The organism is Sphingobacterium populi, from assembly GCF_001586775.1.
Classification (GTDB): Bacteria; Bacteroidota; Bacteroidia; order Sphingobacteriales; family Sphingobacteriaceae; genus Sphingobacterium; species Sphingobacterium populi.
This window is the reverse complement of sequence record NZ_LQXS01000003.1, coordinates 63,217-76,800: the sequence shown is the minus strand read 5'-3', so window position 1 is coordinate 76,800 and position 13,584 is coordinate 63,217. Positions and strand designations below refer to the sequence as shown.

Here is a 13,584-nt window from a genome sequence, read left to right as displayed (position 1 = left end):
TTATTTCCATCACTACTCTTTTTTATAAACACGCACGTAATCAATCTCGAAATCTACAGGAGTATTCCCGAATGTGTTGATGAAGGGTAATCTATCTCCAACTTCACAGCTAAGAATCATATATTGTTCTCTATGTGAAATTGGTCCTCGAACTTCCCAAACCATCCTTCGATCAACAAAAAAGCGATAGTAATCTGGAGTCCACTCCATCGAATAGAGATGGTATTGAGCACCATCAAACCTCGAGTCTGATAATATATTATTGCTAGACATCATGTGATTCTGTGCGTATCCATTCCAATGAATCGCTTGACTAACTTGATAAGGATAACCGTGTACAAATTCCATAATGTCTATTTCAACACCGTCTACTTCTGGATTGAGAGTTTTACCAATATCTGGAGATTGCAGCCAAAAAGCTGCCCAATATCCGTAGGCTATTTGGCTTATGCGAGCACTGCATTCAAAATACCCATATTGTTGTTCGAATTTTTCTTGCGTGCCAATCATACCCGTAAATATTGAATCGTTCCTCAAGAAAGTACGAATTGTTAATGTCCCGCGCTCTTCGTTGGGTATAATACATTCCCTTGTATTAAATCCACTTCTACGCCTACCCAACTGCCTGAATGACCACTTTGTGGAATCAAGAAGTGCTTTATCAAATTCATCCTCCCAAGCAAGTGTGTAGCCTTGTGGTGGCAATACGACAGTAGGTAAGCCTTCAATATTAAGATCTGGCTTTCTACAGGCCATCAACAAAAAGAAGCACGACAAAACCAATATAAAATTGGTGAGGTTAACAGCTGGAATCATTTTACTTTATAGACATTAAAAATAGAATTTATCACCCTGCTTGGATGACGAAAAAGTCTTACAATCATAGCAAAAACTTCTTTACTTCCACCATTAAATGTATAGATTAGCAAAAATTTGGATGCTTTAAAATATCTCTTTTCAAGCATCGCCATGTGAAAATCACACTTATACAGCAACGTTCTCAAATTTTTAAATTGCTCCGTAAATTTTTTGTCAGTCAGTCTTCGTAAAGCAGCTTTCTTTTTTACACGATAATGTTGATAAAGCGCTGGCATAGCATTTGAGAAAGTTGAAATGCCGCCACTGTGAATACGGTAATTATATAGCACCTTATCTACAAAGAAAATTGTACCCATATCATCCAAAAGATAGAACAAGTCTTGATCTACAGCCTTTGTAAACTCCGGAGATAATCCAACAGTTTGTCTATATAATTCATTTCTATACACTGCAAAATGTGTCACTCCTAAACCTTCATACAAAAGATAAGAACCCTTATCATGTACATCTTGAGAATACGGATTTACTTCGATAACATTCATATTCTCATCACAAAAAACATTTTTAGAGTTAATCATCGATGCAGCGGGAAATTTCCGAAAAGCATCTACCATTACTTGCAGAGCATCTATCGTCAATGAATCATCAGGATCAAGAAAACCGCAATAAGTACCAATGGCTTGCTCAGCACACCGCATTTTAGTATAGCCACAACCTCGATTCTTATCGTTTCTAAAAAGCTTGATTCGAGAATCGTCTAAATACGGTTTTACAATCTCTAAAGAATTATCGGTAGAAGCATCATCAACAATAATAACTTCCCAATTCTGGTAAGTTTGTGCATAGACGCTTTTCAATGCTTCTTCGATGTATAAAGAGTTATTGTAATTTGCGATTAAAATTGAAAATAGCATGTTTACTAGTATCTATGTTTATTAAATCGGATTACGTCCAAGCGATAATTTTCTTTGCAAAAACTGACACGTCCTCCTTATGATTAAGCTCTGCTTCTTCAAAAAATGATTGAACGTACTATTATACATATTGTATAAAGTGTACTGAAAGATTGTAATAATTTTCTTGTCTTTAAGGCGCTTTTGGAGAAGATCCAATTTTGTAAAATCACAAAAATCCACAAAATCGAAGTAGCTTTGCTCAAAAAATGTGCGCAAGTTTAGCTTAGCTTCGTCATTTAACGTGACACCATCTAAGTAGTATGAGAATACTTCTAATCGATCTCGAAAAATATTTCCATTTTTCAAACTCATCTTTGTAGTATTCCCGCTATGTGAGCGCATGTAGTTAAGTGGTTCATCAAGGAATCGTATGCCGTAATACTGTGCAATTCCTATATAAACAAAGCGATCGCCTGTATTTTTAAAAGTTTTGAGAATGTCCGAATCTATTTTAAGGAGGGCAGCTTTATCGATAAGTGCACTACTTGCATTCGTAATAATCATATCTAAAAAAAGGTAACGTGTCAGATTATCTGAGTTAATAATATAATTATCTTTTTTTAATGCATTAAAAGCGCTCTCTTTATCCAGACTATTTCTATCGATTATATGATTATCCTCATTAATAATATAACTATCTGTAAAAACCATTTTGAGATTAGGATCTGCCTCCATAATTTGGAGTGTTTTTTCAAGAAAATAAGGATCTGTACAATCATCACTTTCTGCTATCCAAACATATTGACCCGACGCCAGACTTAATCCTCTTATCCACTGTCGGAATACCCCACCACTGTTCGTTTCATTGAAGATAATAGAAGAAACTTTATCGTGTTGTCTATATTCCTCTATAATTGCCCTACTGTCATCAGTGGAACAATCGTCCAGTATAATGACTTCATAATCGTCGAATGTTTGGTTTAAAACTGCATCAATACGCTGTTTCAAATATTTTGCATGATTGTAATTCGGTATAATTATCGAAACCTTCATATGATGATGATAACACCTGTTACGGCAACTTATAAATTGTAACTGATAAAATATATTTAAACACTGAATTTTTTGCCAATCTTTCAATAAAACTCTGCGGCAACAAAACAAGTGTTCTAAGCAATACTCCCAAAAACAGATAGTCTCTCTGCTTGGAAAATAAAAATATGACACGTCTAGCTAAAACAGATTTTTTCCCTTTCTCTATCAAAACTTCCAATGTTCTATTAGTTAGAAGTTCGGCTGATTTCTTTGGAATTTCAGTAATATAATCAATGGCCTGATTACCATACTCATCGACTAAATCGGGTTTGCCCTTTTTTATGAAACGGATATTTTGCCTCACAATCACAGCTAGCAAGGATTGTAGCAATCGTTTCTCAGGAACAACTGATGCACCGTCTCTCCGCAAATACCGACGGTATAGTACCTCAGGAATAGTGAAAAATTCACTATGTATGGCCATTCTGGTCCATAAGTCGTAGTCTTGAGTAAACTTAAAGAAGGAGCGATACCCTCCTGCTTGGTTATATAAAGCACGCTTAAACATAACTTCTCCGTGGGTAAACAAATTTTGTTTGTTTAAAAGATCGATGCATTTGCCTGTTACATCATGCTTCCATAATGTAACACGCTCAAAACCCATATTAAGTTCGATATTTTCAACATAACAACCAACCAAACCAATACTTCCAGATTGATCCAACACTTCCACCTGCTTTTCAATACGTTCAGGAAGAGAAAAATCTCCTGAACCATGGATCGCAATATAGTCACCTTTCGCAATTGCTACTGCATCAATTATTCCATTAACAAAACCTTGATTCTGTTCATGCAAGATGAGTACAATCCTACTATCAGTCGCAGCCAACCTCCTTAATTTTTGACGAGTCGAGTCTGTTGAACAATCATCAAAAATAATAATTTCGAAATCAGTAAATGTTTGGTCAAGTAAACTTTGAATGGACTCTTGAACATAATCTTCACGATTATAATATCCTGAAATAATACTTACCTTAGGTTTTTGTAATTCCATCAATTAAATAATTCGCTGTTCAACATTTAATCGGAAGCCATATTTGTTTTCAACACATTGCTGTATGTGCTCAATAAGTGCCATAATATCTTCTCCACTCGCTTTATTGTAATTGACAATAAAGCCGCCGTGTTTTTCTGAGACTTTGGCTCCGCCTATCGAAACACCTTTCAGTGAAAGTTCATCCATGATAGCGCCAACAAAATAACCGGCAGGGCGCTTAAAGACGCTACCAGCATTTGGAAAGTCTTTTGGCTGTTTGGCCCAACGTTGCTCTTTTATTGTTTGCATTTTCATTTTAATAAGCGATGCAGATCCTTTGGAAAGTTTAATTGTTGCTTCAGTAATAACCAAGTGGGGGTTCTGTTGAAAATAACTATCTCGATAACCTCTAGATATATCAGCGGAATGTAGCTCAATAAACTCATCTTTATTTGGATCGTAGTAACGAGCATTTAAAATTAAACTATGAATATCTTCTCCATTAGCACCAGCATTCATTACTATTGCACCTCCTAATGAACTTGGTATGTCGTAAAAAATTTCCATTCCTGATAATGATTTAGACAAAGCGAATTCACTAAGCTGCAAAAGGTCGATTCCCGCCTGGGCGTGTATTGTTTGATCATCTATTAGCTTAACAGAATCAAAATTACCATTAAACACCATAAAATCTTGGTCGTAAAAGCTCTTGGAAAGAATCACGTTATGACCACTTCCCAACATAATTATAGAACCATTTCCATGCTCTTGTAAAATGTCACGAATATCCTCTTCACTTTCTGGAAAAAAAGCCCTTTTACACCTTGACGCTACACGATAAGAATTGTAGGCCGTCAAATCCAAATTTTCGATAATCTTCATGGGTAGTTCATTAATTCGCTTTAGCTTGTCACCTGAAAGTCTACACCCAAACTTTTAAGCTTCGCTTCTAAATTATTGTATCCTCTTAGCGCCATTTCAACATTATGAATTGTTGACTCACCATCTGCCAGTAATGCCGCCATTACGACCGCCATACTGCCTCTTAGATCTGTCGATTCGGCCGTAGCCGCTAAAGGCGGTGTCCCTCCCTGAATTTTTATAGTCCCTGGAGTAGCCTCGATGCTATTCGGAAAAAACTTGTTAAGTTCATAACAATATTTGATACGCTCAGGGTAGCGATAATCGAAAACGCGACTTGTGCCGTTCCCAAATAATCCAAGCAAAGTATAGAAAGATTGCATATCAGAAATAATCCCTGGGTGAGTCCCACAAGCCAATTCGAATGGCTGTATTTCACCATTTACAAGACACTCGGGCGAAATTATCACGTTATTGGAATTCCGGTACAATTCAATACCCGCATGTTTTAAATGAATAAGAGGGATTTCCATAGTATCAAATGGCACATCCTCTACGGTGATTTGTCCACCGGAAATAATACCGTAAACGATCCATGTGATCGCCTCAATCCGATCTGGCATTACATCAAAAATTGATCCACGCAGATATTTTGCACCCTTAACTTTAATAAAACTATTGCCTACTACATCGATATGTGCACCCATCGTTCGCAAAAACTCGATTAAGCTATATACCTCTGGACTTATATATGCATTTTTTATAATAGTTTCATCGGAAATCGTAGAGGCGGAGATTAAAGCATTCTCCGTACCACCAATGGTCGATATTGGAAAGTCAATCACGCCGGCTTGAAATCCTTTAGTGGCAGTTACTTCAATATACCCTTCCTTCTCCACAACTTTAGCTCCAAGCCTCTCCCATACCATAATGTGGAGATCATATCCTCGATCACCAATTTTGCACCCTCCTGGATAGGGAATTCTCGCCACACCCGATTTTTTGATTAAACCGGCTACTAATAAGTAGGTGGTACGGATCGGATAATCATAATCATCTAGCGGCAAAGTACCAAGCTGTGAACTATCTATCGTAATTTGTTCAGCCACAGCATCAACAAGTACTTTCCCACCACTACGATTGATAAAATTAATCTTATGCTTAGCATCTACAAGCTCTGTGGGAAAATTATTTAAAACGACGGGTTCGTCCGCAATAAGTGATGCTGCAAGTAAACGTGTGCTCGCATTTTTAGCCCCACTAACTCTTACGTTACCTCTAGGAACTTGTCCGCCTCTAATAAATGCTGTTAAATTCTTCATATTGTATTTGTTTTTTTCAAATAAAGGACCAAAATTACTCCAGATGTTTTCACAGATTCATCGGGATTTAAATTTATTCTTAATCACTTCAACTGACCTCAAAAGGACCAATCTTTCTCCGTGATTGCAACCAACCAGTATAATAACAAACATTCCAAACGACATAATTACACAGCTCGTTATGAAAAGCATAACAATAGAATCTGCCTTACCAAAGAATGCAAAATAACCAACCATGAATAAACCGGTAAAAACACTTACCAAAAGTATGGGGATCAAGACACTACACACATAATCTTTCACGTTCAATTTAATCATTTTTCGCAAAAACAACAATCGAAAAATCAAAGTTAAGAATGCTATAAAAATAGAAACGTAAAGAAATGCAACCGGATTATTTGTAAACTTGAATGCAATATAGCTTATAGGTAGGTTTAGCAATAAAATACTCCCTACCACTATTTGATACCACTTAATTTTCCCTGTTGACAAAGCTCCGGTAATGAGCGCTCCGGAGACACACTCTATCAATAAATTTATAAGTGCGTACTTTATGAACACGTTAGAAAATTCCGGAGGATTTTTTAGCCAGAAAACAAGTAGATAATCAATGTTATAAACGATTGGACAGATCAAAATGAACAACAGAAAATAAGAAAACTTCGAACTTCTAAACATAAGTCCGTGCATTTGGGAGAGCTTATTTTCTGCATATAGTTTATAGATCTGAGGATTAACAGCAATCTGGAAATTTAGGACAAATGATTGCACGGCTGTTTGTGCTTGGATCATAATTCCATATGCTGCATTTAAAAGTGTTCCAAAAAAAACATTAAGCAAGATGTTTACCCCCTGTCCTTTACCAACGGTGGCTATATTACCTATCAAATTCCATCCCGAATATGAAAGAAGTTCCCCATAAAGAGCCCATTCTTTCACAATCATAAATTTGCTTTCTTTAAACGATCGGAGACAGTAGACTTTATAAAATGTGGAAATAACTAAGCTAACAATAAACAATAATACTGAAAAACTAACCAGTTTTGAATAAGGAGCGCGTACCAATATATAGACGATTATTAATCTCAAAAAGGTTTCTGCGACACTTATCATAGCAAAGATGCTCATACGCTCTCGTACAATAATTAAAGCATTAAAGGGGACTTGTGTTACACCAATGATACTTGAAAGCACAGAGAACTGATACACTATATTTACTTCAGTCATTCGTTCGGCAGGAAAATTTAGTCGATAGTTGACGAACCACAGACCGACCGACTCGGCAATAATTAATACTAGCACAGCTATTGCTAAATGAATGGCTAGAGCTGTATTAAAAGTATACTGCAAATTTCCTTCAATTTTTCTACCAAAATCTATGGCTAAAAAACGCTGTGTAGCCGACGACATCGATGAATTAAAGAAACTGAAAAGCACCACTACCCCGCCAACGACACTATAGATGCCATAGTTTTCGACACCAAGAGTAGAAAGCACTAATCTAGAGGTATAAAGCGCGACTCCCATGTTTAAAAACATACGGAAATAAAGAAACATTGTATTCTTTGCAATTCTCCTATTATCGACCACTCTGCAACTCTCTATATTAAATTTATAACCGTTTAGCTAAGGAAGTCATACAAATTGTTTATAAAAAACCGCTTCACAGCCATTACAACTTCTATATTTATAACCTATTACATTTAATTTTTACAAATCGAAATTTTAGGAATTCAAGATATGTCTAATCACCTTTAAGCAGGAAAGTATCATTATGATGAGGAAGGTTCCCCCAAAAGCTCCAATCAATCCGTATATAAATGTACTCGCTTTTATCTTAGGTAATGGGTAAATAACGTTGTCAACAATTTTAATAATCGGCCCATCTTTACTCAAAGTTAGCTTTGCTTGTTCTAGATTACGCATTAAATCTGCAAGTACAGACCTACTGGACTCTGTTGACACTTCAGCCTGTGCAATCGGCACACTACGAAGTGATTGTCTTGTAGGATTTAAATTTGGAGTATTATCAGTAGTGCTTTGCGTAACAGAGATTGCCCCAAAAAGCACATTCCTAACCGAATCAACTTTGTATTGTAACATTTTAATATTATCAGTGGACCTGCCACTTTTTACTTGAAGATAAAAATCATTCACATTGTTAACCAACTCTTCATTGAATCTCTTTGCGAATTCTTCATCTTCAGCAGATATTGTCACATATATAATATTCGCTTTTTTATTTAATTTATCGACTTCAATATAATCAGACTTAATACGGGAAACAACCTTGGTCAGAATAGAATCTCGTATTCTTTCGTTCAACGAATCACTCTCACTAAAAAAGCTTCGATTCTCTATCAACTCTTTTATGTCAGGTCTGCTATCGATACTTTTCCTAAAATCGTCGTTTATCTTATAAAAGCGTTGTACAAATAATTCTCTATCATCAATTAGTTCGAGTAATGTTTTTGCCAAAATCGCGCGCGATTTGTATAATTCAAAAAGACTTTCTCCTTGGAAAAGAGACTCTGTTCCACCTATTCCAGACATTCCCAATCCACCTAAAGCCGACAATCCGCCGCTCTTAACTCCCTCATTGCTATTTTCTAAAATAAATGTAGTAGTTCCACTAAAAAGCGGCGTACTGTTTTTTGCATACAAATAGCCTATAGTTGCGCCTATAGCACCAAATAAAAACAATAGATACCACTTCGAAAAAAGATAGTTAGTTCCTTTACCTATGTAAATAAATAATTGTTTTAAGGATATTTCTTCCTTTGAATTCTCCGTAATCATATTAGCGTAAAAGACTTAAGATAATAGCCATGGTAGAAACGGCAGCAGATGTTAGACCGATAAGGGCTCTCGCACCCATTGGTTGCTTAACAGGCTTCTGCGGCACAATAATTTCTGCGCCCGGTCTTATTTCCGGATAAATCCGACCTAGACCAACAACTGTACTTTTAACTTCTCCATTAGCATATTGGACAAAAGTCTTTTTCTTATGTGCACTTGCCGTAAATCCTCCTGCTTGGTTAACATAGTAAGTTAACGGCATTCCCTTTTTATAGACAATTCGATTGGCGTTAAGCACCTCTCCTCTTACCACGATAGTTTGCAACTGCCTTGGCACAATAATGATATCTCCATTTTCCATTAAAAGATCACGACTAGAATGCGGCTTATCCAAAATTTTAGGTAATTGAATTCCAACATAGTTACTCAAAGCCAACGAGGTATTCTTTGCTCGTACATCCTTATTGATGGTCAGCACTCGTCCTTGAACTGAGTCATCCGCATCCACAATCTCATCAATAACTGACTGCACGGAATCCGAGGCGTGATTATTATCTAGTGCTATTCTAGCATCAGAAATTGTACGTTGTAAAGAGGCTCCTTCTAAATAGGCATAATCCGTTACACCCCCAGCTCTTTTTATAATGTCAGAGATTGTCTCATCTTTTGACACTAGCGTGTAAACTCCAGGATAATTAACCTCTCCTTCTACACGCACTTGCTTTTGAAATTGATAGCCTGTGCTAGTTCGAATATTTATGATATCGAATGGTTGTAAGACAAAATCGGATTCCAATGCGGATTCTTTATCGGGAAAATTCACCACTAATAGCTCAGATAGTACAGAATCACGCTCATTTATGTTTCGTCGGATTCTTCTAGCAATTTCAATACGTTCAATATTAGCCGCATCAGAAAGCCCACCTGCCATGTGAATAACATTTCCTAAAGTCATATCCTCTGCGTATTGAAACTTCCCGGGTTTTCGCACTTCACCATCTACATTTATGCTGTACTCTTCACGTAAATCGAAAATAGAAGAAACAATTAGTCTATCTTCTCTTCTAAGATCAATATCGGCTGTAGTACCGTCTAGTAAAGATTGCAAATTGAAAGAAATAAGCTTCTGCGTATTATCAGCATTAAGCCTATTGATATAGGCTCTTGTCATAAAAGCATCTTCCTTAATCCCATCTGCCTTGTTGAGTAGGTCGCGAGCTGTTAAGCCTTCAGACAATTCATAATAGCCTGGCCTAAAAACTGCTCCTTCTATCTGCACTCTGTTTTCGTACCGGTCGAGAATCTCTTCCACAATATAATGATCCCCGTTTTTAGGAAGGTAAGAATCAAAATCAGCTGCATAAATATCTCGTATCCGACGATCTCTGTCTGTTGTTTCAAATACTCTAATTTTTGCACGGTAAGCCTTTGAGGTGAATCCACCAGCATATCGTAATAAATCGCTGAAACTCTCACCATCTTTGGTTTCAAAAAAACCTGGTCTATTCACCAAGCCCTCGATCTCTACTTGTTTTTGTTGTACTGGAATGTGTATAACATCTTGGTCTACTAATCGAATATTACCAGATTGATATCCATTGACTAAAAAGTCATAAGCATCGATAGTCCCGACAATACTATTATTCTAATAATCTGGATATTACGAAATGTTCCTTTATCTGAGGGCCCACCAGCAGCATACAACGCGTTAAAAACACTTGCAACAGATGGTAGAGTATACGTACCAGGCTGTGTTACGAAGCCAGTTAAAATTATTTTAATAGATCTAATATTTCCTAGACTCAATGAAAGATTTGTTCTTCCAGAACGAAGAGATGGATATGTACCTACAAATCGATTGAAGAGCTTCGCTTTTACTTCATCTATCGTTAGCCCAGCCACCTCTACAATACCAACATACTCTACCCTTATTGTGCCTTCGGCATTTATTGGAAGTTTATAACTAGCCTCGTTATCACCTGTAAGCTCGACCAGTAACTGATCGCCTGTTCCCACGATATAGTTTGATGGGGTTGGAATATTTAGGTTCGGCTCGAACTTTATATTACCATTGTTAAATAACGAAGAGCCAAAGATTCTCGAACTGTCGTCTTTTTGAGCGTCTTCTCCTGTCGAAGTATCAATTAAATCACTTTCCTTACTAACACTTCTCCCTTCCTCGCTTAGGTCTACGAGCGAAGATAACTTTTGATTACCGACTTTTTCTTTACGTATTTTATTTACTCGAGACCGCAGTTTTAACACCTCAGAGCTTGACATTCCTTGCTCCGTCAATGTGTCGTACATCTCATTAGGAGTTAATCCCTGTTCCTCAGCACGAGTGATCATTTGTAAAATCTGATCATCACTCAATGACTCCGCTTTTACTTTGGAATAGTCTAACGATTGTGCACTTACAGCATCAATTCTCATAGAAAATAAACCAATGATTAGAAACATTATAACGCAATACAAATCCTTCTTCATAGTACTATTTCGCAATTACTTTTAAATACTCTCCATACCCACTCTTTACCAATGGTTCTGCCAAACGTAACAACTGATCGCCATCAATATAACCCATTCTAAAAGCTACCTCTTCAATCGCTCCTATTTTTGTTCCAGTTCGCTCTTCAATCACCTGAACAAATTGACCAGCCTGCATCAAAGATTGAATTGTGCCAGTATCTAGCCAAGCGGTACCACGATCGAAAACGCCAACTTGCAATTTTCCTTGTTCTAAATATACTTTATTAATGTCTGTAATTTCTAATTCGCCACGATGAGACGGTTTTATGCTTTTGGCAATCTCGACGACCTCATTATCATAGAAGTATAATCCAGGAACTGCATAGTTTGATTTAGGATTTGCAGGTTTTTCTTCAATGGAAACGACCTTCTTGTCAGCGTCAAAATCGACGACACCATATCTTTCTGGGTCGTGCACTTGATACGCAAAAACACAACCACCATTCGGATTAGCATTTGACTGTAATAACTTGGACATGCCAGAGCCATAAAAGATATTATCGCCCAAAATTAACGCTACCTTATCGTCACCTATAAACTCCTCACCTAAAATAAATGCTTGAGCCAATCCGTCTGGAGAAGGTTGTTCCTTATAACTAAACGAACATCCTAATTGTGAGCCATCTCCAAGTAACTTTTCGAAATGAGGCAAATCCTGCGGCGTGGAAATTATGAGTATGTCTTTTATCCCTGCTAACATCAGTGTCGACAAGGGATAATAAATCATAGGTTTATCGTAAACCGGCATCAACTGCTTGCTTACGGCCAATGTTAAAGGATGCAGACGTGTACCGGAACCGCCGGCAAGAATTATTCCCTTCATAAATTTATATTATAATAAAGTCAAATTTGGAGTTCATAATTTTCCCACCATCAACCTCAAGCTTTCTTCCCAATTTGGGATTTCTATTGCAAAGGTATCCTTTATCTTCGTCTTGTCCAAAAGAGAATATCGTGGACGTTTGGCGGGTGTAGGATATTGTTCTGTTGAAATTGGCTTAATCCTACAGTCTAAAGATCTCACGTCACGAATAGCTATAGCGAAATCATACCAAGAAGTTTTACCTTCATTGCTATAATGATAGATACCAGCATTCCATTTGTCACTGTGCGCAATAGTCAAGATGACCATAGCTAGATCGTAGGCGTAAGTGGGCGAACCAATTTGATCTGAAATAACCGAAATCTCGTCGCGCTCAGTCATCAATCTAATCATTGTTTTCACAAAGTTCGCACCGTAGGTAGAATAAACCCATGCAGTGCGGATGATTACTGCATCAGCACCAGACTGCAAAATAGCTTGCTCTCCTTTTTGCTTGGAGGAACCATAAACATTGATCGGATTTGTTTCTTCACTCTCCGTAAGTGGTGTACTGCTATCCCCTTGAAACACATAATCTGTGGATACGTGAATCAATTGAACGCTATGTTGCTTTGCCCATTTTGCCATGCTAGCCACCGCTTGATGATTCACTAGATCCGTCAATTCGAGTTCGGACTCTGCCTTGTCAACCGCTGTATAAGCAGCTGCGTTGATGATAAAATCCGGATTGTGATGATCTAATACGGAGTTAATTTGTGCAGGATGGTTCAAGGGCATTTCATCCCGACCAACAAAGATAAAAACATCTTGAGGATAGTGTTTCGCTACGACTTGCAACTCTTGGCCCAACTGTCCGTTAGCTCCGGTAACTAAAATTTTCATAAAGCTATTCTAATACCCCTCTTCTTTGACTATTTACCACCAAACACTTCAGCAAAGGTTGGTAATACACCGTCTTTGTCGGAAACCAAAAGAGACCCGTGTGGCAAAATCCAATCTATGCCCAATGTATCATCATCAAAACGCACACCTTGTTCGGCATCCTTATGATAAAAGTTATCGCACTTATAAAAGAAGGTGGCCGTATCGCTTAACACTACAAAACCGTGCAAGAACCCACGTGGAACAAATAATTGCAGATTATTTTCGGCCGACAACTCCACAGCTACGTGCTGGCCAAATGTGGCAGAGCCTTTTCTTGCGTCAACCGCTACATCTAATACTTTTCCAGATAATACGCGTACTAACTTAGCTTGTGCATATTCGCCTGCCTGTGCGTGCAAACCTCTCAATACACCTTTCGTAGAATACGATTGGTTATCTTGCACAAACCGAGTTTGGGTTTTCGTGACCTCATTAAATGTTTGCTCGTTGAAGCTTTCGAAGAAGTAACCGCGGCTATCTCCGAATTTTTTGGGTTCTAAAATGAAACAGCCTTTCAGCTTGGTTTCTGTAGCCTTCATA

The 13,584-nt window shown here is 37.5% G+C and carries 13 protein-coding genes; all 13 read right to left on the bottom strand.

Annotated elements, in window-relative coordinates:
* Positions 1 to 12: 12 nt before the first annotated feature.
* The 13 genes from A0125_RS08055 to rfbC all read right to left on the bottom strand — a co-directional run bounded on the left by A0125_RS08055 (position 13) and on the right by rfbC (position 13,583).
* Entirely contained in the window at positions 13 to 816 is an 804-nt protein-coding gene (locus tag A0125_RS08055; RefSeq protein ID WP_082784967.1) for a glycoside hydrolase family 16 protein, read from the bottom strand.
* Complete coding sequence (locus A0125_RS08050; protein ID WP_066754452.1) at positions 813 to 1,733, bottom strand: glycosyltransferase; 921 nt, start codon at positions 1,731 to 1,733, stop codon at positions 813 to 815. The genes A0125_RS08055 and A0125_RS08050 overlap by 4 nt, the downstream gene beginning before the upstream one ends.
* Positions 1,734 to 1,754: 21 nt before the next feature.
* Entirely contained in the window at positions 1,755 to 2,768 is a 1,014-nt protein-coding gene (locus A0125_RS08045; protein WP_066754450.1) for a glycosyltransferase family 2 protein, read from the bottom strand.
* 19 nt (positions 2,769 to 2,787) lie between these two features.
* Complete coding sequence (locus A0125_RS08040) at positions 2,788 to 3,804, bottom strand: glycosyltransferase family 2 protein (protein WP_066754448.1); 1,017 nt, start codon at positions 3,802 to 3,804, stop codon at positions 2,788 to 2,790.
* Positions 3,805 to 3,807: 3 nt separating this feature from the next.
* Positions 3,808 to 4,668 (bottom strand): UDP-N-acetylmuramate dehydrogenase, encoded by an 861-nt coding sequence (gene murB / locus A0125_RS08035; RefSeq protein WP_066754446.1) that lies wholly within the window; start codon positions 4,666 to 4,668, stop codon positions 3,808 to 3,810.
* 20 nt (positions 4,669 to 4,688) lie between these two features.
* The gene (locus tag A0125_RS08030; protein ID WP_066754444.1) at positions 4,689 to 5,969 is read right to left on the bottom strand and encodes a UDP-N-acetylglucosamine 1-carboxyvinyltransferase; all 1,281 of its coding nucleotides are present in this window, start codon (positions 5,967 to 5,969) and stop codon (positions 4,689 to 4,691) included.
* Between the two features lie 57 nt (positions 5,970 to 6,026).
* Positions 6,027 to 7,496 carry an MATE family efflux transporter gene (locus A0125_RS08025; protein WP_156472482.1) on the bottom strand — a complete coding sequence of 490 codons (1,470 nt, stop codon included), beginning with the start codon at positions 7,494 to 7,496 and terminating at the stop codon, positions 6,027 to 6,029.
* 198 nt (positions 7,497 to 7,694) lie between these two features.
* A complete protein-coding gene (locus A0125_RS08020) occupies positions 7,695 to 8,768 on the bottom strand; it encodes a GumC domain-containing protein (RefSeq protein ID WP_066754440.1) in 1,074 nt (357 codons plus the stop codon).
* Between the two features lies 1 nt (position 8,769).
* Complete coding sequence (locus A0125_RS08015; RefSeq protein ID WP_066754438.1) at positions 8,770 to 10,278, bottom strand: SLBB domain-containing protein; 1,509 nt, start codon at positions 10,276 to 10,278, stop codon at positions 8,770 to 8,772.
* 92 nt (positions 10,279 to 10,370) lie between these two features.
* Positions 10,371 to 11,255 (bottom strand): polysaccharide biosynthesis/export family protein, encoded by an 885-nt coding sequence (locus A0125_RS08010; protein WP_066754436.1) that lies wholly within the window; start codon positions 11,253 to 11,255, stop codon positions 10,371 to 10,373.
* A 4-nt stretch (positions 11,256 to 11,259) separates the two neighbouring features.
* Entirely contained in the window at positions 11,260 to 12,120 is an 861-nt protein-coding gene (gene rfbA / locus A0125_RS08005; protein ID WP_066754434.1) for a glucose-1-phosphate thymidylyltransferase RfbA, read from the bottom strand.
* Between the two features lie 33 nt (positions 12,121 to 12,153).
* A complete protein-coding gene (gene rfbD, locus A0125_RS08000) occupies positions 12,154 to 13,002 on the bottom strand; it encodes a dTDP-4-dehydrorhamnose reductase (RefSeq protein ID WP_066754432.1) in 849 nt (282 codons plus the stop codon).
* A 29-nt stretch (positions 13,003 to 13,031) separates the two neighbouring features.
* Positions 13,032 to 13,583 carry a dTDP-4-dehydrorhamnose 3,5-epimerase gene (rfbC, locus tag A0125_RS07995; protein ID WP_066754430.1) on the bottom strand — a complete coding sequence of 184 codons (552 nt, stop codon included), beginning with the start codon at positions 13,581 to 13,583 and terminating at the stop codon, positions 13,032 to 13,034.
* Position 13,584: the final 1 nt, after the last annotated feature.